The organism is Methylorubrum aminovorans, assembly GCF_022179725.1.
GTDB lineage: Bacteria > Pseudomonadota > Alphaproteobacteria > Rhizobiales > Beijerinckiaceae > Methylobacterium > Methylobacterium aminovorans.
This window is the reverse complement of sequence record NZ_BPRC01000030.1, coordinates 1-22,719: the sequence shown is the minus strand read 5'-3', so window position 1 is coordinate 22,719 and position 22,719 is coordinate 1. Positions and strand designations below refer to the sequence as shown.

Below are 22,719 nucleotides of genomic sequence, written 5' to 3'. Positions count from 1 at the left end.
CCAGCCTCTCCCCTGCGGCCAGGCGGTTCGGGAGATGCGCCGGAGGCTGTCCCGGTCAAGCGGCTGCCCGCTCCGTTCGCGTGCGCTCCCGTGTTGCCGATGACCAGGACCGGCCGGAGGCCTCAGCCCCGCGGCGCAGCAGAACTCCCGACCGGCCGCGATGGGCGTGGCCGGTACCAGCAAAGGGAGATCCACACCATGACCCGCACCACCACCAACAACCGTCCGAGCCACGCCGTCTACGTGGTCGAGGGAGAGGGCGAGAACGCCTTCTGGACCCGGATCGGCGCCGCCTGGGCACATGAGGATGGCGACGGCTTCAACCTTCAGCTCAGCTGCCTGCCGCTCACTGGCCGCCTGGTCATCCGCAAGCCGCGACCGAAGACTGACGGGGAGCTGGCCCAATGAGCCGCACCACCGCGATCCAGCGTCTCAACGACGCCCTACGCTCTCAGCTGACCGGCGGTCGGCTGATGCTCACCCCAGGAGTCAGCCAACTGGCTCCGCTCGACCGGCTGGCGGTGCTGAACCTGATGCGCGATTTTAGCGCGTTCACGCCGGACAACGATCCTCACGGCGAGCACGACTTCGGCAGCGTCGAGCACAAGGGCACGCGCTACTTCTGGAAGATCGACTACTACGACCTCCAGTTGGCGATGCACTCGCCGGACCCGGCCGATCCGGCGGTGACCGTCCGGGTCCTCACGCTGATGCGCGCCGACGAGTACTAACCGGCTGCGCTGCCCGAACCGCCCTCCGGGGCGGTTTCAGCTTTGGCCATCATGTGGGCCTTCACCCGATTGATCGCCTTACGGTTCTTCCGTGCAAACCGCTGCAGGTGCTCGAATGCTGTCGCGCTCGATTTCGCTTCGATAAAGCGCTGCTGCCACTCCGGCATACCCTCAATCACAGCCAGAGAGTCGATAATTTTTTCGCGGAGGATCTTTTTGGGATAGCGCCCCAATAGGCCTCCATTCAAGGCAACTGTCCGCAGCTCAAGAAAATTCATAAACTCCAGGAAGGCAGCATCCTGCTCGTCCGGCTTGTCACGAGAACGAAGTAGCGCCTGCTCACGCTCAGTCACAGCATTGAACAGCTCTTGCAGGGCCTGCAAATCACCTGCCTTGCGGCCCGCTCGTAGTTGAGCACCGACGTAGAAGAGGGCTGCAAGAGCGATAAGCGCTTGTAGTGCAGTGCCAGCAGCCGACAGTGCAGCCCACTGTTTTTCATCGAGCAGAGCGTAGACTGCGCTTGCGCCCTGGCTGAGCAGCGATAGTGCCGAGTCCAATCTCAGGACTTCCCTGTTGCCAAGGGACGCTGAACCACTGGCGGCGGTGCCGGTTGCGCAGGCTGTGCCTGCTGGGGCAGCGCCGATTGCAGCAAGCGCTGTGGCAAGCGCTGTGGCAAGCTGCGGCGCAGGTTATCGGATGTCATGCCACCATAGAAACTCATATGCTGATCGAGCAGATCGTCGACGTGCAGGGGGGCAAGCCTGGGCAGTTTAGGGATCATAGCGTCGGCTTAGTCCTTCTTTTGAGGAGGGGGTGGTGCGGCCGGAGGAGCTGCGGGGGCTGCGGGAGCCGGTGGCGTGGGACGCAATGCGCCGCTGAGGTTGGCTGAAGTCAGCCCACGCTGCAGCAACGTCGACGATAAGCCATCATTGGCTTGCGTCGGACGACTCGGTTGAGGTCGATCGGGACGGCGAGCTGTCAAATGTAACTCCTAAAGGTTTGATACGCTTGAATTAAGCGGTGAATGTAGCCCGAAACCACTTGCGGAACAAACAGGAAACGCACTAGCTTGTGTTGCAAGTGGAACGTGCAGGGGGGTGAATCAGTGAGGGTCGGAGTCAGCGGGCATCAGGCACGGCCAGGCATCGACTGGAACTGGGTAGCTGATGCAGTTCGAGCAGAGTTGGCTCAGTGCTCGACCATCACTCAGGCGCTTACCTCACTCGCTGTCGGAAGTGACCAGATATTTGCACAATGCGCACTAGAGATGAATGTGCCTGTTCTCGCTGTGATCCCTATCCACAACTATGAGAGTTTCTTCGAAGGGGACGGACTCGCCCGTTACCGCGAGCTTCTCGCCGCTAGTGAGCGGCTCGATCTTAACACCACCGACGAGCCCGAACCGGCCTTCTATGCAGCTGGGCGTTATATCGTTGAGCGTTGCGATCTCCTGTTGGCTATTTGGGACGGTAAGCCTGCTGCTGGTTTGGGTGGAACCGGTGATGCTGTTGAGTACGCTCTTCAGCAGGGTAGATCCTGCATTATAATTGATCCAATCCAGAAGACCGTTAGCCGCATCAACCGTGGAGAATGAGACCTGATGGCCAAAAAACGTGTGTTTGTCAGCTTCGATTACGATCACGATCAATTTCTGAAAACCGCTATCGTCGGTCAGGCGAAGCTGGCGGACAGTCCTTTCGAACTGGCCGACTGGTCAATCAAGGAGCATCTGACGGGTGACTGGAAGGCTAAGGCCCGCACACGGATCAGGAGCGTCGACATCGTCATCATCATGTGTGGCCAGCACACCCACACAGCTGCTGGTGTAAATGCAGAAATGAAAATCGCGCAGGAGGAAGGGGTGACCTACTTCCTACTCAAAGGGTACGCCGACAAGACATGTACAAAGCCTTTGAGCGCAACGAGCCGGGACAATCTCTACGCATGGACTTGGGATAATCTGAAGAAGCTCATCGGTGGAGCTCGCTAGCCATGAAGAAGGCCCTGGTTGTCGGGATTGACGACTACCATTCCGCACCTTTGCAAGGGTGCGTGAACGATGCATCTTCCGTAGCGCAGCTTCTCGAGCGCAATGGTGACGGTTCCCCGAACTTCTCCGTCAGGCTGCTCACCAGTGACAAGCTTGAGGTCAATGCACAGGTTCTGCTGCAGGCCATCACTGAGCTTTTCAGCGGCGATGCCGATACGGCTCTGCTGTTTTTTGCTGGGCATGGGATCATCAACCCGGAAACGAATGCCGGCTATATCGTCAGTCAGGACGGGCGGAAGCCCAGTTGGGGAGTCACGCTATCTGACATCCTCCATCTGGCCAACCAAGCGTACCCGCGCGTGAAGTCGAGCGTGATCATCCTAGACAGCTGTCAATCCGGCTATGCTGGTGAAATCCAAGGACTTGGTTCGGCAGCGAACCAACCGTCGGTGATCGGTAACGGAGTAACAATCCTGACCGCTTCACATCGGGAGGGTACTGCCGCCGAAGAGGATGGGCATGGACTCTTCACTAGCATCCTCCTTGATGGTTTGAGCGGTAGCTCGGCTGATGTAATCGGCCGGATTACGCCGGCATCCGTGTACTCCCATATCGATCAGACGCTTGGGCCTTGGAAACAGCGTCCTGTTTACAAGGCGAACGTGCAAACCTTTGTAACGCTACGCAATGTGGCTCCAAAGATCCCCCACGAGGTGCTGCGACGACTGCCAGAGTACTTTCCAGACCCGGCGCACGTGTTTCAACTGGATCCATCCTACGAGCCTGACCGTGAGAATGTGCCGGAGCGCGTTAAGCACATCCCGGTCGACGAAGATCACAAGCGTATCTTCAAGGAGCTACAGCTTTGTAATCGGCATGGTCTCATCGTGCCCGTCGATGCTGAGCACATGTACTATGCTGCGATAGACTCCAAAGGATGTCGTCTTTCTGCGCTTGGTGCCCACTACAGAAAGCTCGCGATCCTTGGGCGTATATAGATAAGTGAGGGGATATGAAGGTCTTCCTTTCTCATCAAAAGGCCGACTCTGAGACTGCAGGGATTATCGCAACTAGATTGAAGCTTTATCACCAAATTGACGTCTATCTGGACGTTGTTGATCCAAACGCGTCAACAACGGGAGACGATCTAGGAGAGTACTTGCGCCAGCAGCTCTCAATTTGCACCCAGCTGATGGCAGTTGTGTCCGCTGCAACGAAAACCTCGTGGTGGGTACCGTGGGAAATTGGTGTTGCTACCGAGAAGGATTATCCGATCGCCACCTTTGCGGGAGGCTACACGACGCTGCCCGAATATCTGCGCAAGTGGCCTTACCTTCAGTCCATGAGTGATGTCGATGCTTATGCTGAGGCAAGCAAGATGGCACAGCGCGAGTTCAAGAACCGGAGAACCTATCAAACGGATAGCTTAGCGCGGCGTAGCTCTACAAAAGACTTTTATCGCGTGTTGCGCTCAAGCCTACGTCAGTGACTTTGGTTAAGGCATATCCGTGGTCCTCGGCAAGCCTACTGAGACGTGTGGCCGCCCTGTCCTCTGCTGCGCAGCGCCTCGTTTCGCTAGTGGGCAGACCGTCAGGATGCGGACTGACGCTACAAGGACAAAGCGTCTAGGATCCAGATAACGACAATGCCCCTCCCCGGTAACACCCGGAGATGGAGGAACCTACACAGAACATCGCCTGAAAGCTGCCCACCCGTTCCTTATCTGGTTCCCGGCCGGGCTTTTGCGTTGAGGCCCGGTGGCGGGCGCGGCATACGCCAGCCGCGCCCCTGCCTCGCTGGAGTGGGATCAAGACCAGTGCTTTGCGATTGAGCCACTGCCAGGGCGCAACACTGCCTTTCCGGAAATCCGCTTTTACGATTATACGCTGATGAGCAGCTGTCAGGTGCGCCAGGTGCTGGCGATCATACAGGGGCAGAGACAGGTGGCCCCGGCTCATCCCCGGACGACGTCGCTACGGAACCAGGCCCTACGGGTACGGCCGCCGGCATCCCAGAGGGACCCTGCCTCAGCGGTTCGGCCGCGATGATGATCCCGCTTCTGTGCGCCGCCTCGAGGGCGGCGCTGCTGTATGTTTAAATACGATTTTGCGACTCTGCGGTTTTCTGGAAATGTGTCCCAGAGGTAACAGGCATCGTGCGCAGCGTTAACGAACCGTTGGCAGAGGCGTGTTTGTGTGAAATCGTGAACCTACAGAAACGGGTTTGCAGAAAATCGTAAATCCGACGATACGCAAATCCAGAAAGGCGGCGCATGATCATCGGGGTGCTCAACCAGAAAGGCGGAGTCGGTAAAACGACCCTCGCCACCAACCTGGCGGCGGTCATCGCCAAGGCCGGCTACCGTGTGCTGCTGGTCGACGCCGACCCGCAGGGCAGCTCTATGGCTTGGTCGTCCGTGCGCGAGGCCGAGCCGCTGTTCCCGGTGATCAGCATGGCCAAGCCAACCCTGCACCGCGACCTGCCGGAGATCGCGGCCGACTACGATGTGGTGATTATCGACGGCGCACCCAGGGTCAACGACCTCGGCCGCGCTGCGATCCTGGCCAGCGATGTGGTGCTCATGCCGGTGCAGCCGTCGCCCTACGACGTATGGGCCTCGGCCGACACGGTGCAACTGGTCAAGGAGGCCCAGCAGTTTAAGGAAAACATCAAACCCGTTTTTGTGGTGAACCGCAAAATCGTAAATACGGCGATCGGGCGCGATGTGCATAATGCCCTGTCCCAGTTCGAATTTCCGATCCTGCCGGTGGAGATTTGCCAGCGCGTCGGCTTCGCCGAGAGCGCCAGCCAAGGCATGTCCGTGATCGAGACGGACCCCAAGAGCGATGCCGCACAGGAAATCAGCCAGCTGGCCGCCCAGCTTGTCGACATGAAAGCCAAACCCAAGACCAAGAAGGAAAGGAAGGCCGCATGAGCAAGGGAGCCAAGCAGGTCTCGTTCAAGGTGCCCGCATCCAAGCTGGCGCCGGCTGCCGACGCCTGGATCGCCAACCGCGGTGCCGAGCCCACGACTACGGATAGGGAAGGGGGCTCCGTGACCGCCCTCAAGGCTGTTGAAGCCGCTCCGGCGCCGGAGCCGAAGGAGAAGATGTCCCGCTTCACCATCGACGTGCCGGAAAGCCTGCACCGCCGTGTGAAGATGCAGTGCGCGGCACGCGGTCAGAAGATGGCCGACATGATGCGGGATCTGCTCGAGCGCGAGTTCCCGACATCGTAAATCCGCTGATGCAGAATTCCGCTTTTACGATCTTCCGGAAATCCTGGTGTGAGTGATCCCGTCCGTCTCGACCTGATGCCCCTCGACGCGTTCGGGGCCCTCGGGCTGCATGAGAAGAACGCCTACCTGCAGGCGCTGGCGGACACGTTCTGCGCCAGGACCGGCCGCGAGACCCTTGTCCTCAACAAGGACGCGCTGAGCCGCCTCCGGCGCTTCTACAGCCGGCGCAGCCTGGCTGACCTCAAGGTCGGGCCTGAGCCGACAGACCCGATCGGCATCGCCCTCAAAGCGCTCGGTGATGCGGTCAAGCTCAACGAGCGCCAACCCGATATCGTCGGCGCGCTGGTCTCTGAGCTGCCGGCGCCGGTGATGCGTGAGGCGCCCGACGACGACGCCCAGCTCGCGTTCTTCGTGCCCAACATCTACGACGCGCCGCTCAAGGACGACGTCAACCTGATGGATGTCGCGCCATTCTCGCTCGGCAAGGCCAAGCGGGAAGGGGTCATCCGTTACGAGCTGAAGGACTGCATCATCACGATCGATGGCAGCGCCTCAGCCGGCCTCGCCACCGTGTTCGACTACGACATCTTCCTGCACATGGTTTCGAGCCTCGCCGATGAGGCCAACCGGTACCGCCGAGCGTTGGAGAAAGGACTTCGTATCGATGTACCGGCGCGGGTCTACCGACCTAATGCTGCGCACATCCTCAAGTTCTGCCGTCGCTCCAACGGCGGCAAACAGTACAAGGACCTCGAGGCCGCGCTGGACCGACTCAAGGGCACCAGCGTCAAGGTGGTCAATCTCGGCAACGGCAATCGCCGTGAGATGATCTCGATGTCGCTGATCCAGGACTACCGGACAGTCAGCCGCACCACGACAGGCAACGTCGACCAGGTCGAAATCGAGATCCCCGATTGGGTCTACGATGGCGTGGTGCGCCAGAAGGGAAACCCGCAGATCCTGACCTTGAACGCCGACTACTTCCTGATTTCACAGGGGCTTGGCCGCTACCTTTATCGGCTGTCCAAGCGTGCTGCCGGCAAAACCGTCGCCCGCTACGGAATGACCGAAATCCACAAGCGCAGCGGCTCCAAACAAGCTCTGCCGCAGTTTGCCCATCAGGTGCGCAAATTCGTTGAAAGCACCAAGATCGCGCCGTTGCCCGAATACGACCTAGAGATCATCCCCGGCAAACGCGAAGACGTGCTTGTCATGCGGGCGCGCGGCACCGAAACCTTGCACGCAGGTGCCGTGGTCGCCCCCGAGCTTCCGTTCGACTGACTCCGTTTTTGTCAGCGATTTTTGTCAAAACCGTACTTCGCCAATCGGGGCAGCAGCGGGCCGAAGGCCACAGCCGCGCTGTGGATAATTCTTGTCAATGCCGTACTTCATCAACCAAAAACCGTACATCATAAATGTCAAACCGTACTTCGCCTATGACAAGCCGTACATCATAAATCTGAGGGCCGTACTTCGCCAATCAAGGATGGCCTCAAGTCACTGATTTTAACCAATGTTTTTTGTCAGAGGGGCAGGTCGCTAATGCCTAAAACTCTTAAAGTCTTTTAAAACACTCTAAAACACCGGTTCTGTGGATAACTTCGGGGTTGCACCGTTACGAAAACTGGTGCAGCAGCCCGATTCGACCTATCTGGCAAATCCAGTGCAACGGAAAGCCCGCCCCTTTTTGGCTCCGCCAAAAACCCGCTCCCCCACCCAATGCGGAAGCCGCCTCCGGCGGCTGATTCCAAAATGGGTCCGCCTAACGGCGAACAAGAGGGGCTGCCGGGACTGTGGGTGGCAGATCGACCTCAGTGGCCCCTGGAGACGTTTTGGGCTGCTCAGCCGACAGAGAGCGGCAAGAGGCTTGAAAAACCCGCTACAGCCCTCCTGAGAGGCTTTGTCCCGCGCCTTGCGCGGGGAGGATGATGGTGCGGTCGCTCTGCGACCGCTGAACCAGCCTGACTCGAGATGGAGGAAGCTGGAGACATCGGCGCAGGACCGGACCAGGGGGCCCATGTTCTGGCAGCCGGTTTTGTCAAAACCGTACATCATCAATGCGCTTGGCCGATAGGTTGGGGAGGTCAGACCAACCAACCGGGTGCCACCTAAGGTTCTACATGGGCGCCCGCAAAATCGTATTTCTGTAAATCCGATTTGCAGGATTTGCAGAATTATGTGTGCGAGATGGCTAATGGGGTAGAGGTTGAGCGGTGCCGATTGGCCGCTAAGGACCATACGCGCGTGCGGTAATCACGGATGGCGTGGATATAATGGCATCAACGGTGACAGCCATCCCACAGGTGAAATGGCTGCCGATCCCTTCACGGTCATCGCCATCCCTGGCTGTACCGTGAGATCATGCTGACACAAAAAACCGATCCCTTCGAGAAAATCCTAGCGGGGGTACGGGGGCCGGTAATGAGGCCCCCGCGCGCGTAGCGCGTGGAAAGGCTCGCGCCGTAGGCGCGACCGCATCGCCCCGCGCAGCGGGGCGATCGTTTTTTAGGGCGTGAAACCAACGGCGCCCGTGAAACCGCAGTAACCCCCTGCAGTGTCCGTCCACACCTGCACGGCAACCATGCCGCCGATTCCGCCGAAGATCAGGCCCACTCCGGTCGGCCGCGTCCACGGGAAAATGGCGAGGAAGACTCCAAGCACCATCAACAGCTGGCTCAGCCCCGGCCCGAGGCTGTTGATGATCGGGTGCCCAATCGAGCAGGCGAGCCAACGCGGGACCCCGGTGTCGAACCCGAGCCAGTGCAGTCCGGCAACCGTACCCCCAGCGATCACAAACAGGGCCAAGCCACTGACCAGATCATCGTCGAGGGAACGGCTGCGCATGAGGTGAGCCTTCTGCATGGGTGTTGGCTGAATGGGTGCTGCGGACACAGGCAGCTGCAAAAGAAGGTCTAGCGTTTTGTAATGGCGCACTTATACATTGGGTATCCAACATAGGTGCGCCCCGGCCACAGGCCGTGGGCGTTGCGGTGGCAACGGAGGGCGCAGTGGCATCTTTCCACTTCTCGGCCCAGGTCATCGGAAGGGCGAAGGGGCGGTCGGCAATCGCCGCTGCGGCGTACCGTGCTGGCGAACGGCTGAGAGACGATCAGACCGGCGCGGAACACGACTTCACTCGCCGTCAGGGCGTCGTGCACACCGAGATCATGCTGCCAGACGGGGCTGCACCCTGGCTGGCCGACCGACAGAACCTCTGGAACCACGTCCACCAGATCGAGACTCGCCGCGACGCTCAACTCGCCCGCGAGATCAATCTGGCCCTGCCGCATGAACTCCCAGCCGAGGAGCGGCTGGCCTTGTTGCGTAACTTCATCCGCACCGCGTTCACCGACCGCGGCATGGTCGCGGACTTCGCCATCCACGCACCGACCGATAACGATCCGCGCAACCATCACGCCCACGTGATGCTCACCCTGCGGAAGGCCACGCCGACGGGTCTGTACCGGGTCAAAACCCGGGAGTGGAACTCGGACGCTCTGCTCAACACCTGGCGTGAAAGCTGGGCGACTTGGCAGAACCACTACCTTGCCCGTGGCCAGCATGAAGCGCGGGTTGATCACCGCACACTTGCGGTTCAGCAGGCGGATGCCCGGAACCGCGGCGACCGACTGGCTGCCGCAAGTCTTGACCGGCCGCCGGAAATCCACGTAGGCCCGCGGGCGCAGAACGCGGCGAGGCGTGGGGCTAAGCCGAAGAGCCTGCCGCGGACTGATCTGACCGCCCGCCCCCAAGGCGGCGCCTGGCGCTCCGCGAAGGCTGGCGGGAACCGGCAGCGCGATATCACCTACCCACAGATCGATCGAGGCTCCCGGGCTGCCTACAACGCGCGCCGCGGCGCCCTTGCCGCGGCCGCAGTCTCCCGCCACGTCGAAACCGTCCGGGCGCGCACGGCGCGGCTGAGGCTGATCGAAGGGCGCTACCTCAAGGCACTGCGGGCAACCAAGGAAGGCCTGCGCGACCTGCCGCGCGAACGTGGAGGCTTCCGGCGCTCGGGTGATCCGGCGCAACGCGCCAATCGCCTGGCCCTCATGTTGAATCGTCGTGCCCATCTACTGCGTCGGCTCCAGCTGCTGCGGTTGCTGTTGGGGCGGACCGACACGATCCTTAGCGGCCTGTTTCAGGTGCAGGATCGCGCGTTTGGACGAAGCCGCATCCTCACGGATCGGCTGTTGCCGCGGGCTAACGCGAGCGTGCGCGTGAACCTCCGGCCCGGGCGTAGCCGGGACCTGCTGTGGTAGGTGCGTCCGGCATGTCGTCGTCATCACCGAACCACCTGCTGGTGGGCAGAGTCACCACCACACCTTCAGCCTGCCGCCACGCATCGTAGAGGCCACGCCAGCGCCACTCCTTGTAGTAGCGGACCTTGGTGCCCTTGATCGGCGCACCGACCTGGTCGGGCATCATAATGATGCACTGGTTCGGGTTCATGAACCGCACCTCAGCAGCATCCAGCAGATCCCGGCCGGTTTCCGACTGGCCGTCCTGATGCTGCGCCCGGACCAGGCTCAAATTGCCGGCGGCAGTGCCGTAGGAGCTCGACATCACCGTCTGACGGCCGATGCCTTCGGCTACCTCACGGGCCGTCCGCGTGTCGGACACCCCGAACATCACCTGGGCGCCGGATCCGGCGATGAACGTGGTCGCGGTCTCCTGACCATAGAGCGCGCGCAGCTGGCCGAGGTCCTGAAAAATGATGACCGTCTGGCAGTAAGCCCTGAGCATGCCCATACCGGTGGCCAGAATGTCGAGGCGACCGAGGGCCTTGGCCTCATCGATCAGCAGCATCGGCTTGTGTGCCGGCGGCGGGCGGTCCTTGCTGCGCATCAGCGCGGCGACGGCACAGCCCATCATCACCCGCAGGAACGGCGTGAAGATATCGATCTTGTCGTCCGGCACCATCAGGTAGACGGACATCCCTTCCCGGCTGAGATCCTCCATCCGGAAGTCCGAGGCCTGGGTGATCCATCCCCCGACCCGGTCCTTGCTCCAGAACGCCATGCCCTTGGCCGTGTTGTTCAGCACCGACTGGGTTTCCGGGTGTTCCAGGCCGTTGAGCGTGATGCGGCCCTGCTCGGCAATCGAAGGAATCCGGCTGCTGGCCATCTCCTCGAACAGCCCGCGCAGGGTCTCGCCCTCGGCGGCGATCAACTCGCGCACTAATGAGAGCGTCTGCTGCTCCTCGGGGTACGCGTGCAGGACGTGGCGGATCACCGCCGTGAGGACGTTCTTGGCGCTGGTGTCCCAGTGCCCCTCCCGGCTTTCCGGGATGACCAGAAAGCTGGCCAGCTGCGCCGTGTCGGTGTCCTCGTGGAAGGTGCCCTTGCGGATCATGGAGAGCGGGTTGAAGAAGTCGCTCTCCTCGGGATGGATCGCGTCCAGGCGCCAGACCGGGCCCAGGGTTGAGCGATGCCGCTGCGTCACTGCGAAGTTTTCACCCTTCGGGTCAGTGACGATCACCGAACCCTTGTGGTCCAGGAGATTGGGCACGACCACGCCGACGCCCTTCCCCTTGCCCTGAGGAGCTACGCACAGCACCGCACCGTCGCCCTTGAAGCGGATGAACTGGCCGTAGGCCATGCCGACGATCAGCCCCTTGCTGCCGCCTAAGGCGTCGCCGCGCACCAGGTCATAGAAGCCGGCCCAGCGTGCCGACCCATGCGACGTCGGCCGTGACCGCAAGGCCTTCCGGCCCTGGCGGAACCCGTGCTTGAGCAGGAAAGCCAGCAGCCAAGCGGCCCACCTGAGCACGCGGAACACAACACGGACGAGCAGCCAAAGCACGCGCATAGCCTACTCCAAAGTGGGTTTAATCAGAAGCTAAGTGACTGTTGTTGCATCACAAATGTGCTCAGCGTCCGCGCCCCTGCGTCCGCGTCTGAATGCGGATTTCACGCTCGGGAGGGGGAAGACGGTGCTGCTGCGCCAGGTGGGCACGAGCGTTCCGCACATCGCCAAGCCGCTCACTGAGGTGCTTCAGGTCACGCAGGGCCTCTGGCAGTTCACCGACTGCCGCAGCGACCGCCCGGCGGCGCCAGCCCAGGAACCCCGTGCGGAACACACCGAACGTTAGCTCGCGGCGAAGGACTGTCTCCTCAAACACCGCAATCGCATGGACGAACCCGCGCCGGCGGCTCAGCTTACGGAACGCCTGCGCAGCCAGATGCGGGTAAACGAAAATCTCGCCCATCAGCCGCTGAGCACGGGCCTCCGCCAGGCCGATGCCGAGACGCAGATCACGCTCGAGGACATCGTAGTCATGCGGGATGCCACCAGGCGGGGCCGATGCGTTTTCAGCTGCGGACATGAATGATCTGCCCTATACTGTTGGGATGTTGAGTTTTATTTATGACCTATGGATTGTTTGGTTCAGCCGTGAGCCGGTGCCACAGAGCTGGTCAGAGCTCATCAAAGATGTGGAGCGACTTCACCCCAACGACCGCTATATTCAGCAATGGAATGCCGAGTACGAGCTCATTCGGCGTCAGGAGCAAGGACAGCGCGGTCACGACGCCTGACTTAAAGGCGTAAAATCGTAAAACCGTATTTACGCCACTATTGAGGCAGGCCTACGTAGTAGAGCTCTTCCGGCAGGAAGGGGCGGGGAGCCGTGTCCGAGGGCGTCTTGAGCATCACCTTGAAGCGGTTCTTCTTCCAGTACGGCAGCCACTGGTCGAACACGGCGAGGTTCTTCTCCTGCGTCATTCCGCAGTCGACCTTGAACTCGACCCGGTGGGTTCCAGGCGTCAGCCGCACCGAGCCAAAGTAGCTCTGTGAGCGATACACATCCCGTTCCGGGCGGCGGTCCGAACCGAACGCCGTAGTGCCCGTGATCAGCCGGTTGCCGCCGACGTAGAACGACCCGGAGCAGTTGAACCAAAGGGCGCCATACAGGAACAGCGGATCGATGGTCAGCACCGGGTCCAGGACCATCGAGAAGACGTAGATCCCGTCCTCCTTGGCATTCAGAATGCTGACGCCGTTGTAGATGAAGCGGTTCTGGCCCGTGATGTAGCGTGAGTGCATGTCGAAATTGAAGTCGAACATGGGCCCGGGAAAGCCGGCAACGGCCTCGCTGTTGCCGTCCTGGCTCCAGGGAATGAGCCGAACAAACCAACCCGGGACGGCCTTGCCCTTGGGGGCGGCGGGCTTCGCGGCCGGCAGCGCAGCCACGCTGGTGTTCGGGCTCTTCCGCTCCTTGCTCTCCAGCTGATCCAGGCGGCGGTTCAGGGCCTCGAGTGCACGCATGATCGCAGCGTTATCAGGCTGTGCCGCTGGTGCCTCGGCCGTGGCTGAGGTGGCGGACATCAACGCGAGTCCAAGGCTCGCGACACGCATCGTGATACCGTTCATGGTTAGCGATCCATTAATGGCGGCCGGTAGCCCCGCACGGTAGCGAAGGGCGGCGTGGCGAGGGGAGGGGGGCCTGGAGGTGGCGGCTTGAGACCGTCCAGCTCCGGGAAGGTCTCAGGCTGAATGACCCGGATCCTGTCCGGCGGACGTTGAGGTGGCAGGGAGGGGGAGGGAGCCCGCCTGGGAGGCAGTTGCGCGGTTGGGGGATTGCTGCTGGCTGGAGGCGCCGGGGGCGGGCCTGTCTGGTATTGCCCCTGGCTTGGCGAGGGGCCCGGCTTGGGGAACCAGAGGACGTAGACGAGTCCCGCGACGACCAGTGCCGTGATGTACCACCAGCGGTTCAGGACGCTGAAGGCTTTCAGCAGGCGGCTGTGGGCTGCACTCATCGCGACGGTCGCCTCGCGGAGCACCGACAGCCACATCGGCGTGCCTACGCGCCTCCCTTGGTCCGCGGCGCTGCTTTGGGTGCCTGAGACTTGTCGGACACCGCACGCACGGTCATCTCCGTCGTCTTCGCGTCGTAGATGATCTCGATCTCCCGCACGCCCTCTGCCTTGAGCGTGCTCGCAGCAGTGCCGAAATCGCGCTCGATGTGCCGATAGAGGTCACGAGTGTCGAAGCCCGGGCGGTCGTACTGGTCGACGTACGACAGCAGGATCTGCGGCGGCACCGGCCTCAGCGTCAGGCCGTAGTCGGCGACTTCCTCGGTCAGGATCTTGAGCGTGATCGCGGCCAGGGCTTCCGGGCTGAGAGGGGCGAAGGCGAAGACCCGATCGATCCGGGACAGCACCGGAGAGGGCAGCTCCTGCCGCAGGATCGCCCGGCAACGCTCGGACAGCTCCTCGCTGGTCAGCAGGCCTGCGTTCTGGTTCCCGGACGCCTGGCGCTGATAGGCGGCAAGGGCCGCGATCTCCTTTTCCTTCGCGTTGGACGTCAGGATGAAGATGGCGTCGGTCGTGCTGACTAAGGTCGACTGGGTCGTCTCGCGGATGTAGCCCTCCTGCCAAGCCGCCAGGAAGGCGTTCTGTGCGTCGAGGCAGGCCTTCTCGAACTCGTCGAGGATGATCACCGTGTTTGGGTTGTCCAACAGGTGGTTCATCAAACCAGCCTTCCGGTCGGAGCCAACAAACCCCGGCGCAGCGCCGAACAGGCTGTTGAGCGATGCAGCGTCCTTCAGCTTGTTCATCTCGACCAGGTAGTGGCCGCCCCAACCGGGCAACGCATCTCCGATGGCCTTGCCCAGTTCGGACTTACCGGTTCCGGGCGGCCCCGAGACCAGGAAGACGCCGATCGGCCGGCGGCGATGCACCTTGGCGGACCGGCTGGCGATCAGGGCAGCGAGCTCGTTTACGACTGCCTCCTGACCGATCACGCGGCTGTTGACCTGTTCAGCCAGCGTCGCGGCATCGATGGGCTTGATCTTCTGGTTGGGCTGCCGCTGCGCGAGCAGCTCACGCAGCCGCGCGGGGTCGGTCATCTGATCGAGGATCTTCACAAGGGGCTCCGGAAGTTGGTGGTCTTTCACCAGTCCCGCGGCTCTCAGAGGCGCGAGACCGAGCAGGGTCAGAAGAGTGAAGAGGGCCGCGGTGCCGATGAGCTCCCAGTCCATCAGCGCACGGGCACATCGACGGTCTGGCCAGGCGCCATCACGGGGAGCGGCACAGGGCCGTACGCGGTCGCCAGCGCCACGGTGATCCCGCCGCCGCCGTCGAACACACCATGCACACTCAGCAGGTTGTGCGTGGGCCTGGGGACGGCCAGACGCATCGGCTGGCGGGTCAGCGGAACGCTGATGCTGAACTCGTCGGTGAGGATGGACACGATGTCTCCATCTTCGGCGCAGTCGTCCCAGAGCGTGAGCCAGACCAAGTCACGCGGCTGCTCCTGCCGGTTCATGGAAAGCAGTGCCTCCACACGTTCCTCGGGCGCAACCGGAGGGAGAACAACCGTGCCTGCCTGCCGGTAGGCTGCGTTGCGCAGCGCGTGCTCGGAAGCTGTGAGCGGGCGCTCCACGGCGGGGGCGTTCAGCAGGCCGCCGCAGCTGATGGACATCACCCCAAGGGCCACAAGAGCTGCCCAGGGCATCGGCTGCAGCCGGGGTGCGGCGGCACTCTTGAGCGGTGATGGATGACGGGTCATCATGCGAGGGAGCCCTCAAGCATCGCGGATCAGGCTGCCACGCACGTCGGAGCGGCTGCGCTGCGGATCTTCCGGCGCAGCAGGGCCAGGCTGTTGTTCAGGGCGCGCCGATCCGACGGTGTCGATCCGGTCAGCAGGAACCACCAGCCGGTCTGCAGCAGCACATGCAGCTTGATGTGCTTGCGAGTCCTTTCGACCCGATAGGGCAGTCGCAGCTCATCGAGCAGGCTGGTGTGGGCGAGGATGAATGCCTTCGAGGTCTTCATGACGTCTGCCATCCCAGTCGTTCAGGGGTGACAGACTTGTTCCAGAGCCCTGCGTGCCGTTCGATCCCAAAGACTCGGTGGAAATCTTTGGCATTGACAAAGACCAAGCTTCTGCCTGGATTGATTCGCGTGGGTATGCGAGGGGTTTCAAATAGAAGTATGAGAGCATTGAAATAATAGAAACGGAGTACAACAATAAAACCAGCATTAAGCTGGAGCATCTCAATGAATTTATCAATCAACCCTAAGATGGAGCGTGATCTCAACAGGTCTTTTCGTCGAATGAAGAAGATTATGCGGACCGGGCGAGTCCCTTCAAGGAAGCCGCGGAACGCCTTCAAGATCGCTTATCAGGCCTATCGGTTTGAGAGGCAGGTGCTGGGATATATGTGGGACGGACTCTCGGTAGAGTTCGATCAGAACGGACCTGCCTTTAACAATCAGATGCAGTTTGCTCGCGACCGTTCAATGCCGATGTTGAAGGCAATGTACGGCGAAAAGCTGATCAACGCTGCTAATGAAGCGTATGTGGCTGTGCACTGCATGGGGAACGTACGGAAGTAACCTGCCGATCGATCAGATTGACCCTCTCAGGAGGGTCTTTCTATGTCTCCAAGCTGCCTCAGGCGGTCGATTTCCCGCACCTTGTGAAAGGCGCCCATTGAAAGGCAGATCTGGCGCGAACTCTCCAAATATTCATTATCAATCTCGCCCCTCAATAGGGCAATTTTTCCGCGCACTAGGCGCAGGCCTCGATGGATCTGACCAGCACCGCCGGACAAATCGGGGGGGAGCTTGAGAATTGCTTCGGCAATTTGGCGCTCTGCCCCCTGGTAATCACCATCATTCATGAGGCGAGACGCAGTCAGCGTCCGCCGGGACATGTCCAATCCGAGGTTGTATTCCGCAGATCTCAGGCGAGCGTCCGCCTCACCTAGCAGCTCCTTCATATTCATACCCCCGAGGTCCTTTAGGGACGTAGTAGTCCGGTAACCACGGTCTAGAAATTCATCGGCGGCATTCAGGTACAGAACCGGATCGATGAGATCGGAAGTGGCGCCATACTGTTCTATGGCCAGTGCAAGAGCTTTGCTGGCCGAGCCAAAGTCCGGCGCATTGTTGATCAGTCGGTTGCGTCGTTCCCAGTGTCTTGCATGCTCAAGCTGGACAATCCCAGCTTGAGCATGGTTTTCGGCGACCAGCTTTTCTGTTTTGCTTTTAAAGTAGGAGAAACGATACCACTGCCCAACGGATTGAGATACCCATGCGCCTGCGCGGGTGATCCGTAACAGGCGATCCGCAAAAGCAGATGGAGAGAGAAAGCTGAGAGACTTGCCTCTTTCCTCACTCATATACTCGGCAAGGATGTAGGCGTTATTGATTGCCTCGCCCTGGTTGCCGCCGCTAGCTGTTCTATTTATCGTCCTGCTAGCAAAATTCTCAAACAAAACTTTATCAGAGAACAGCTCTTTTCGATCCTCTTTCCCGAAAAGGCCATCGGATCTGGCCTTTCTGGCCGCTCTCGAGAAGGATGCTGCGCCCCAGCTCTGATTACGGCCATATTTGAAGTTTTTGCTGATACGGTTATGAGCGATCGCTGCAAGTTCAACATCTGCTTGGAGTTCTGAATCAAGATTTGCAAAATTCAATTCTTGCTTAATGCGGCCATATAGGCCGATGTTGAACCAAACCTCTCCGGCACGTGCTCTCTCGTACTCACGTTTGACTGAAACATCGAGTGTTTCGAGTGCCTTAAGAGCTGAGATTGGTTTGCTAGCGCGAGGGTTGCGCGCCGCCCAGCCTTTTTGCACCGCTTCTTCAAATCGGGGGAAAAATCGGAGGTATGCTTCGACCTCTTCGGGAGACAGTTCAAGCATAGTCGTCCAGGCGGTTCAAAGCCGGTTGCGGGGATGTCGGAACGATCATCCTATCATGCTTATTGCACTCGGCGAGCCGACTGCCGCATCACGTAGATTTCTGTAAAACCAAAAATACGATTATGTGATGGTTGATTGTGTACCGTAGCGGTTCCAGTGCTCTAGCGAAGGGCCAGCCGCCCGTGCCGGCCTCAAGGCACGCTGCGCTCTTTGGCCTTGACCCCGTCCCAGCCGTCCGGCGGTGGGCTGCCATCGGTTTCGACGCCCCAAAGGGCGACGAAGGCCGCCGTCACAAGGAAAAGGGCAGTCCGCGTTGCGGATGAGGGTGCGGGATCTGACTTCGGTGGAAGGGGCGGAAGTTTTCAACAGGAAGTCGCATGCCAGGCGCTGATTGGCACTTTTGTGCTAAAGGTTGCTGCCTACGTTGAAGGTTTGTTCATCAGGAGGGTTGGCCTTGCCGCTCCAGAACATCCACCTTCGTAAGTTCCTCAAAGTCGGATTTTCCAATGCAAGCCGGCGTAGGTCTGAGCTGCGGGCGGACATCAGACAGGAAATTGCCCGAGAAGCGCAGGCAGATAGCGGTGGCGGTGACTTCTACGTGCCGTTCTGGGCGGACGCCAAGGCACATGCCCTTGGTACCAGGGATCTACGGCAGGCCGTTCGGGAGCGCATCGCTGCTAATGGGGGACGAGCTGCTCTTTACCCACGGCTTAGGGATGGCTTTCTGCAGTGGTGGGACGAGCGGCGGCGGCTAACCAACGCGCCGGTTCAGGCTGGAGACGTCCAAAGGGCCAGCTTTAGCGTCCCGGGGCTTGCCGCAACGGTCAAGGTCGAAAACGTCCTGTCCGTGACCGATGGGGCTGGCACATGCCGCTTCATCTACCCCTATTTTGCTAAAGAGCCTGCGCTCAACGACGACTCGGCGCGGATCGCCCTTTGGCTGCTCAGCCAAGCGCTTCCCAGTGTGCCCCTCTCTGAAATCCGCATTCTGGATGTGATCAGAGGGCGGACGTTCTCGGTTGGCCGGACGCCTCTGCGTGGTGACGAGGAGGCTGAGTTCCGGCGCATCTACGAGGTCCTGATTGAGGAGCGCGATCGTCTACGCCGGGAGTATGACTGAGTTCTGGTTGGGGCGCTGCCCCCGGCTGCGGTCAAGGGGTGTCCCCTGCCTTCGGCAAAGCGCCTGCAGGCGGGTGATCCCCCTCCCCTGGGACCTACGCCACCCCCGGTCTCGCCGACGAGCAGAAGGTCAGGACGGGGCCTGACGCTTCAAGGGGAAGGGTTCTCTGGCTTCGTTCTGAACTGGCATTCCAAATGCGCCGCGGCGTCATCTTCCATCACCGTCATTATCAGGGTGCTCACAGCTTTCCCAACGGATCGATCCGTAGCTTCTGGCGACGCAAGGCTGTCAGCGCTTCCAACTCACGCCACATCGTGAGCTCGGCCTCGCTCGTGTCGAAGCCCGCTCCGGTTAGGGAAAGTACCGTCTGGATCCGCGCCGAGACGCGGATCTCGCTGGCCCGGATCAGGCGTCCCAACTGCGCGAGGAACTCGTCGTCTGTCATCGTCGTGCCTCCGCATGCTCCTGACCGCAAACACGTTACCGTTATCTCGGGCTCGTCAGCCGAACCAACCGGCCAGCGCCAGCAGGATACTGCTAAGTTGTTGTGCAAATAGAGAAAACCCAAGTTGAGGTGGGCGCAACAGCCATCCTCTTGTGAAAGGGGCAGTCATCGCCACCTCCAACACACCTCACTCCCTTAGATGGCGACAGATGCCCGATCGGCGCAGGCAGCGTATGGACGCGACCATCCTTGAAATCGTCGAACAGGAAGGCATGGCGCGAGACATCGCTGAGATGGCGCACGATCTCGCGCAGGACGGCCATCATGCAACTGCAGACATGCTTCGGACGATGAGCCGCCGTCGCCGGGTCATAGGCATGGAGCTCCGCGCTAACCTAGCTGTGCTCAAAGCTGGAGATCATGAAGCCGCTGGAGACGGCGAGTAGCGCCCGTGCAGCTGAGTTCAGAGCTCCGAAGTCTGACGTTCGGGGTGACACTCGGCAGCTAGGTCCAGCCGTACGGTACAGAGTTCTGTTCCGTGCTCATCGCGGACAAACGCTATGAAATCGCGCTTGCCGTCGCGAGGCGGAGCCTCCCGCCCAACATCCGGCAACGCCGCAATGGCCGCGTCACGCGCGGCCTGCAGGCTCTCGTACTCCTGGCCTTCCTCGTCCTTCAGCCACAGTGCACCATCCTGAAAATCGAGAAAATAGCGAGGCATGACAATGTGCGCGCTGGAGCATGTTGGTCTTCACAAACCTAGAAGCGCTTCAGATGCAGATGGTTGCATGCCCTAGCCCACATCCGGGATGAGGTAACCCAACCCAATGAATTCCGCTGAATTTCTCAGCATCTGTGCAATTGTGGACAGACAGGCGGATAAGCGTCGCGATAAGGGTTGGGGCAAACGCAACCCAAGACAACTCCCTGCCGCCTGTTATGCTCCCCGACATCGACGCCCTGCTTCGCGGCAACCTGCTCCTCAGCGCCCTGCGCCTGTCGGATCAGGCGCTGCTGAAGCCCCACCTAGAGCTGCGAGAGCTCCAGCGCGGCGAACTGCTGTTTGAGGCCGGCGAGGACGTTTGCTTCATCTCTTTTCCGCTCGGCCAGTGCGTGGCGGCCCTCGTCATCGGGCTGCAGGACGGGCGCGCGGTCGAGACCGCCACGGTTGGCCACGAGGGAGCGATCGGTGGTGTGGTGAGCCAGGGCTCGCTGCCCGCGTTCAGCCGGGCTGTTGTCCAAGTTCCCGGCTCGGTGCTGCGCATCGAGGCGGCAGTGCTGCAGCAGATCAAACAGACCTCTCCGGGCCTGCGCAATCTGATGACCCGCTACTCGGATTGCCTGCTCGCCCAGGTGCTGCAGTCGGTCGCCTGCAACGCCAGCCACACCATCGAGGCCCGCTGTGTTCGTTGGCTCCTGAGCTTGCAAGACCGCATCGGTAGCGACGTCCTGCCCGTCACACATGAAGTGCTGGCGGAACTGCTGGGCGTGCAGCGCTCCTACCTGACGCGCACGCTCCGGACCCTGCAGGAGCAGGGCCTGATCCAGATCCGGCGCGGGCGCATCATCATCAAGAGCCGTCCGGCGATGGAAGAAGCAAGCTGCGAGTGCCATGGCGCAGTCAAGCGGCACTTCGAGGCGGTATTGGGCGCCGTCTACAACGCCAGCGGCACCTTGGTGTCGCTTCGCTCGACGCCCGCGGAAGGCACACAACTGTGTCAAGCTGTTTAGGTGTTCCAATCCTGAAGGTAATCTCACCCTAATGTCAGTCTGAAGAGAAGATGCCCTGGTCCGACGATCCCCTCGACACTGTGTCGAAGCAAAGCTTCGATGATGTCGTGCGTCTGGCTGCCGAACTCTGCCAGGTCGCGCATGCAGTGACCTGTTTGCAGGCTGGAGAGCGACTGCAAGTGCATGCCTCCTACAGTGCTGCTGGTAGCTCCACAGCGCTGGATCCGGACGTGTGCGCTGATGCTGCCGTGCCGGAAGAACTGCTCATTGTCCCGGACCTGCAAGAGGATCCGGAGCGGCAGGGCTTGCCGCGGCTCGCGGAGGGTTCACAGGTACGCTTCTATGCGGCCGTTCCTCTGCAATCGGCGGATGGGACGGTCCTGGGCGTACTGTCCGTGTTTGACCCGGCGGCGCGCCCGGACGGCCTGACGCAGGTCCAAGAGGACTGTCTGCGGAGCCTGGCCCGCCAGACGGTGACGCTGCTCGAGGTGCGGAGCGCAGCCCGGGCGCACCGCGCGCAACGGATCCTGCACGAGCGCATCCTCGACAGCGCAACAGACTACGCGATCATTGCGATGGATCGGAGCGGGCGCGTCACCCGCTGGAATGCCGGGGCCGAGCGGATCCTCGGCTGGCGTGAAGAGGAGATGCTGGGCGATCCCGCCCACGTGTTCTTCACGCCTGAGGATCGGGAAGCTGGTCGACCGGAGACCGAGATGGCGCTGGCGCTGCGGGACGGCTTCGCGCCGGACGAGCGTTGGCACCTGCGCAAGGGCGGTCAGCGGTTCTGGGCGACCGGTGAGCTGATGCCTCTCAAAGCCGAGAACGGCACCGTGCAGGGCTTTCTCAAGATCCTGCGCGATCGCACCCAACAGCGCGTCGAAGCAGCAGAGCGTAACGCCAGCGAGCTGCGCTTCCGCTCGCTCGTCGAGGTCAGCCCTCAGGTGGTCTGGTTCGGTGATGCCGCCGGCAACATCACCTACTGCAACCCGATCTGGTACGAGTTCACGGGGCTACCGTCAGGTGACACAAACTGGGCCAGCGTGATCCACCCAGACCACCAGGAACGTGTGCTGGAGGTCTGGAGGCATGCGGTTGAGACCGAGGGACCCTACGAGGTCGAGATCCCGTTCCGCCGAGCCAGCGATGGCCAGTACCGCTGGTTCCTGGCGCGCGGCAAACCCATAAGCGATGCTGCCGGCGTACCGGATTGCTGGATCGGCATCGCCATCGACATCCACGACCGCAAGGAGGCTGAGATTGCCCTCCGCAGCGCGCAGGAGCAGTTGCGCCTTGCCGTCGAGGCGACCGAGACGGGCGTGTTCGACTATGACCTCGTCTCGGACGAGCTGAAGTGGGACAACCGCATCCGTTCGTTCTACGGCCTAGCGCCGGACGCTCCCGTCAACCTGGCCGTGCACCTGGCTCGCGTGCACCCGGACGACCATGCCAAGGCGGATGAAGCGGTGCGCGCCGCGATCGATCCGGCCGGCGACGGCATCTACGACATCACCTATCGCACGGTGGCCCCGGAGGACGGGACCGAGCGCTGGGTGTCTGCCAAGGGTCAGACCCTCTTTGAGGGCGGACGACCGGTGCGTCTCATCGGCACCGCGCGCGATGTCACCGGGAGCCGGCGCGCGGAGCAGGTTCTGCGCGAAACCGAGGAGCGCTACCGCCTCGCCTCGCGCGCCACCAACGATGCGATCTGGGACTGGAACCTCGCCACCAACCACGTGCTCTGGAACGAGGCGCTGCAGGTTGCCCACGGCTACGCGCCTGATGCGGTCGAGCCGACCGGTGACTGGTGGA

At 61.2% G+C, this 22,719-nt stretch carries 26 protein-coding genes; 15 read left to right on the top strand and 11 right to left on the bottom strand.

Going from position 1 to position 22,719, the window contains the following annotated elements; genetic code table 11:
* Positions 1 to 198: 198 nt before the first annotated feature.
* Complete coding sequence (locus MFF24_RS24165; protein ID WP_182556782.1) at positions 199 to 408, top strand: hypothetical protein; 210 nt, start codon at positions 199 to 201, stop codon at positions 406 to 408.
* The gene (locus tag MFF24_RS24160; protein WP_182556783.1) at positions 405 to 731 is read left to right on the top strand and encodes a DUF3768 domain-containing protein; all 327 of its coding nucleotides are present in this window, start codon (positions 405 to 407) and stop codon (positions 729 to 731) included. The genes MFF24_RS24165 and MFF24_RS24160 overlap by 4 nt, the downstream gene beginning before the upstream one ends.
* Here the strand turns inward: MFF24_RS24160 and MFF24_RS24155 are convergent.
* The gene (locus MFF24_RS24155) at positions 728 to 1,288 is read right to left on the bottom strand and encodes a hypothetical protein (RefSeq protein WP_182556784.1); all 561 of its coding nucleotides are present in this window, start codon (positions 1,286 to 1,288) and stop codon (positions 728 to 730) included. The genes MFF24_RS24160 and MFF24_RS24155 overlap by 4 nt on opposite strands.
* Before the next feature lie 548 nt (positions 1,289 to 1,836).
* On the opposite strand from MFF24_RS24155, the gene MFF24_RS24150 reads away from it, so the two are divergent.
* From MFF24_RS24150 to MFF24_RS24120, 7 genes are all read left to right on the top strand, one after another.
* Entirely contained in the window at positions 1,837 to 2,325 is a 489-nt protein-coding gene (locus MFF24_RS24150; protein WP_182556785.1) for a hypothetical protein, read from the top strand.
* Positions 2,326 to 2,331: 6 nt separating this feature from the next.
* Positions 2,332 to 2,721 (top strand): TIR domain-containing protein, encoded by a 390-nt coding sequence (locus MFF24_RS24145; protein ID WP_182556786.1) that lies wholly within the window; start codon positions 2,332 to 2,334, stop codon positions 2,719 to 2,721.
* Positions 2,722 to 2,723: 2 nt separating this feature from the next.
* Positions 2,724 to 3,719, top strand: coding sequence for a caspase family protein (locus MFF24_RS24140; protein ID WP_182556787.1), 996 nt, complete (start codon positions 2,724 to 2,726; stop codon positions 3,717 to 3,719).
* 14 nt (positions 3,720 to 3,733) lie between these two features.
* Complete coding sequence (locus MFF24_RS24135) at positions 3,734 to 4,210, top strand: toll/interleukin-1 receptor domain-containing protein (protein WP_182556788.1); 477 nt, start codon at positions 3,734 to 3,736, stop codon at positions 4,208 to 4,210.
* A 783-nt stretch (positions 4,211 to 4,993) separates the two neighbouring features.
* On the top strand, positions 4,994 to 5,656 hold the full coding sequence (parA, locus tag MFF24_RS24130) for a ParA family partition ATPase (protein ID WP_182556789.1): 663 nt from the start codon (positions 4,994 to 4,996) through the stop codon (positions 5,654 to 5,656).
* On the top strand, positions 5,653 to 5,958 hold the full coding sequence (locus tag MFF24_RS24125; RefSeq protein WP_182556790.1) for a hypothetical protein: 306 nt from the start codon (positions 5,653 to 5,655) through the stop codon (positions 5,956 to 5,958). The genes parA and MFF24_RS24125 overlap by 4 nt, the downstream gene beginning before the upstream one ends.
* 48 nt (positions 5,959 to 6,006) lie before the next feature.
* The gene (locus MFF24_RS24120; RefSeq protein ID WP_238228577.1) at positions 6,007 to 7,239 is read left to right on the top strand and encodes a replication initiator protein A; all 1,233 of its coding nucleotides are present in this window, start codon (positions 6,007 to 6,009) and stop codon (positions 7,237 to 7,239) included.
* 1,224 nt (positions 7,240 to 8,463) lie between these two features.
* Here MFF24_RS24120 and MFF24_RS24115 read toward each other — a convergent pair.
* Positions 8,464 to 8,802 (bottom strand): hypothetical protein, encoded by a 339-nt coding sequence (locus tag MFF24_RS24115; protein WP_182556791.1) that lies wholly within the window; start codon positions 8,800 to 8,802, stop codon positions 8,464 to 8,466.
* Between the two features lie 164 nt (positions 8,803 to 8,966).
* Here MFF24_RS24115 and mobQ point away from each other — a divergent pair, with 164 nt between their 5' ends.
* Positions 8,967 to 10,217, top strand: coding sequence for a MobQ family relaxase (gene mobQ, locus MFF24_RS24110; protein ID WP_182556792.1), 1,251 nt, complete (start codon positions 8,967 to 8,969; stop codon positions 10,215 to 10,217).
* Here mobQ and MFF24_RS24105 read toward each other — a convergent pair.
* A complete protein-coding gene (locus MFF24_RS24105) occupies positions 10,159 to 11,766 on the bottom strand; it encodes a type IV secretory system conjugative DNA transfer family protein (RefSeq protein WP_231347156.1) in 1,608 nt (535 codons plus the stop codon). The two genes, mobQ and MFF24_RS24105, sit on opposite strands and share 59 nt — an antisense overlap.
* A 61-nt stretch (positions 11,767 to 11,827) precedes the next feature.
* Positions 11,828 to 12,283 (bottom strand): hypothetical protein, encoded by a 456-nt coding sequence (locus tag MFF24_RS24100; protein WP_182556794.1) that lies wholly within the window; start codon positions 12,281 to 12,283, stop codon positions 11,828 to 11,830.
* Between MFF24_RS24100 and MFF24_RS24095 the strand changes: the two genes are divergently transcribed.
* A complete protein-coding gene (locus tag MFF24_RS24095) occupies positions 12,282 to 12,494 on the top strand; it encodes a hypothetical protein (RefSeq protein ID WP_182556795.1) in 213 nt (70 codons plus the stop codon). The two genes, MFF24_RS24100 and MFF24_RS24095, sit on opposite strands and share 2 nt — an antisense overlap.
* Positions 12,495 to 12,531: 37 nt before the next feature.
* Here the strand turns inward: MFF24_RS24095 and MFF24_RS24090 are convergent, their stop codons facing one another.
* From MFF24_RS24090 to MFF24_RS24070, 5 genes are all read right to left on the bottom strand, one after another.
* Positions 12,532 to 13,329: a hypothetical protein gene (locus MFF24_RS24090; protein ID WP_182556796.1), complete on the bottom strand. Its 798-nt coding sequence runs from the start codon at positions 13,327 to 13,329 to the stop codon at positions 12,532 to 12,534.
* Positions 13,330 to 13,759: 430 nt separating this feature from the next.
* On the bottom strand, positions 13,760 to 14,938 hold the full coding sequence (locus MFF24_RS24085; protein ID WP_182556797.1) for an AAA family ATPase: 1,179 nt from the start codon (positions 14,936 to 14,938) through the stop codon (positions 13,760 to 13,762).
* Positions 14,938 to 15,471: a hypothetical protein gene (locus tag MFF24_RS24080; protein WP_182556798.1), complete on the bottom strand. Its 534-nt coding sequence runs from the start codon at positions 15,469 to 15,471 to the stop codon at positions 14,938 to 14,940. The genes MFF24_RS24085 and MFF24_RS24080 overlap by 1 nt, the downstream gene beginning before the upstream one ends.
* Before the next feature lie 26 nt (positions 15,472 to 15,497).
* The gene (locus tag MFF24_RS24075) at positions 15,498 to 15,734 is read right to left on the bottom strand and encodes a hypothetical protein (protein ID WP_182556799.1); all 237 of its coding nucleotides are present in this window, start codon (positions 15,732 to 15,734) and stop codon (positions 15,498 to 15,500) included.
* A gap of 590 nt (positions 15,735 to 16,324) precedes the next feature.
* The gene (locus MFF24_RS24070; protein ID WP_182556800.1) at positions 16,325 to 17,611 is read right to left on the bottom strand and encodes a hypothetical protein; all 1,287 of its coding nucleotides are present in this window, start codon (positions 17,609 to 17,611) and stop codon (positions 16,325 to 16,327) included.
* 454 nt (positions 17,612 to 18,065) lie between these two features.
* Between MFF24_RS24070 and MFF24_RS24065 the strand changes: the two genes are divergently transcribed.
* The gene (locus tag MFF24_RS24065) at positions 18,066 to 18,731 is read left to right on the top strand and encodes a hypothetical protein (RefSeq protein WP_182556801.1); all 666 of its coding nucleotides are present in this window, start codon (positions 18,066 to 18,068) and stop codon (positions 18,729 to 18,731) included.
* 238 nt (positions 18,732 to 18,969) lie between these two features.
* On the opposite strand, the gene MFF24_RS24060 is transcribed toward MFF24_RS24065, so the two are convergent.
* On the bottom strand, positions 18,970 to 19,176 hold the full coding sequence (locus tag MFF24_RS24060; RefSeq protein ID WP_182556802.1) for a hypothetical protein: 207 nt from the start codon (positions 19,174 to 19,176) through the stop codon (positions 18,970 to 18,972).
* Between the two features lie 233 nt (positions 19,177 to 19,409).
* Between MFF24_RS24060 and MFF24_RS24055 the strand changes: the two genes are divergently transcribed.
* A complete protein-coding gene (locus MFF24_RS24055; protein WP_182556803.1) occupies positions 19,410 to 19,622 on the top strand; it encodes a hypothetical protein in 213 nt (70 codons plus the stop codon).
* Between the two features lie 17 nt (positions 19,623 to 19,639).
* Here the strand turns inward: MFF24_RS24055 and MFF24_RS24050 are convergent, their stop codons facing one another.
* A complete protein-coding gene (locus MFF24_RS24050) occupies positions 19,640 to 19,897 on the bottom strand; it encodes a DUF6894 family protein (RefSeq protein WP_182556804.1) in 258 nt (85 codons plus the stop codon).
* 218 nt (positions 19,898 to 20,115) lie between these two features.
* Between MFF24_RS24050 and MFF24_RS24045 the strand changes: the two genes are divergently transcribed.
* Both MFF24_RS24045 and MFF24_RS24040 read left to right on the top strand, forming a co-directional pair.
* Positions 20,116 to 20,907, top strand: coding sequence for a Crp/Fnr family transcriptional regulator (locus MFF24_RS24045; protein WP_182556805.1), 792 nt, complete (start codon positions 20,116 to 20,118; stop codon positions 20,905 to 20,907).
* A 50-nt stretch (positions 20,908 to 20,957) separates the two neighbouring features.
* The coding region (locus MFF24_RS24040; protein ID WP_238228575.1) for a PAS domain S-box protein at positions 20,958 to 22,719 on the top strand (1,762 nt) is incomplete at its 3' end.

Coding starts and splice junctions, on each gene's coding strand:
- MFF24_RS24165 (WP_182556782.1), top strand. CDS start 199: ATGACCCGCACCACCACCAACAACCGTCCGAGCCACGCCGTCTACGTG.
- MFF24_RS24160 (WP_182556783.1), top strand. CDS start 405: ATGAGCCGCACCACCGCGATCCAGCGTCTCAACGACGCCCTACGCTCT.
- MFF24_RS24145 (WP_182556786.1), top strand. CDS start 2,332: ATGGCCAAAAAACGTGTGTTTGTCAGCTTCGATTACGATCACGATCAA.
- MFF24_RS24140 (WP_182556787.1), top strand. CDS start 2,724: ATGAAGAAGGCCCTGGTTGTCGGGATTGACGACTACCATTCCGCACCT.
- MFF24_RS24135 (WP_182556788.1), top strand. CDS start 3,734: ATGAAGGTCTTCCTTTCTCATCAAAAGGCCGACTCTGAGACTGCAGGG.
- parA (WP_182556789.1), top strand. CDS start 4,994: ATGATCATCGGGGTGCTCAACCAGAAAGGCGGAGTCGGTAAAACGACC.
- MFF24_RS24125 (WP_182556790.1), top strand. CDS start 5,653: ATGAGCAAGGGAGCCAAGCAGGTCTCGTTCAAGGTGCCCGCATCCAAG.
- MFF24_RS24115 (WP_182556791.1), bottom strand. CDS start 8,802: ATGCGCAGCCGTTCCCTCGACGATGATCTGGTCAGTGGCTTGGCCCTG.
- MFF24_RS24105 (WP_231347156.1), bottom strand. CDS start 11,766: ATGCGCGTGCTTTGGCTGCTCGTCCGTGTTGTGTTCCGCGTGCTCAGG.
- MFF24_RS24095 (WP_182556795.1), top strand. CDS start 12,282: ATGAATGATCTGCCCTATACTGTTGGGATGTTGAGTTTTATTTATGAC.
- MFF24_RS24100 (WP_182556794.1), bottom strand. CDS start 12,283: ATGTCCGCAGCTGAAAACGCATCGGCCCCGCCTGGTGGCATCCCGCAT.
- MFF24_RS24090 (WP_182556796.1), bottom strand. CDS start 13,329: ATGAACGGTATCACGATGCGTGTCGCGAGCCTTGGACTCGCGTTGATG.
- MFF24_RS24085 (WP_182556797.1), bottom strand. CDS start 14,938: ATGGACTGGGAGCTCATCGGCACCGCGGCCCTCTTCACTCTTCTGACC.
- MFF24_RS24080 (WP_182556798.1), bottom strand. CDS start 15,471: ATGATGACCCGTCATCCATCACCGCTCAAGAGTGCCGCCGCACCCCGG.
- MFF24_RS24075 (WP_182556799.1), bottom strand. CDS start 15,734: ATGAAGACCTCGAAGGCATTCATCCTCGCCCACACCAGCCTGCTCGAT.
- MFF24_RS24070 (WP_182556800.1), bottom strand. CDS start 17,611: ATGCTTGAACTGTCTCCCGAAGAGGTCGAAGCATACCTCCGATTTTTC.
- MFF24_RS24060 (WP_182556802.1), bottom strand. CDS start 19,176: ATGACAGACGACGAGTTCCTCGCGCAGTTGGGACGCCTGATCCGGGCC.
- MFF24_RS24055 (WP_182556803.1), top strand. CDS start 19,410: ATGGACGCGACCATCCTTGAAATCGTCGAACAGGAAGGCATGGCGCGA.
- MFF24_RS24050 (WP_182556804.1), bottom strand. CDS start 19,897: ATGCCTCGCTATTTTCTCGATTTTCAGGATGGTGCACTGTGGCTGAAG.
- MFF24_RS24045 (WP_182556805.1), top strand. CDS start 20,116: ATGCTCCCCGACATCGACGCCCTGCTTCGCGGCAACCTGCTCCTCAGC.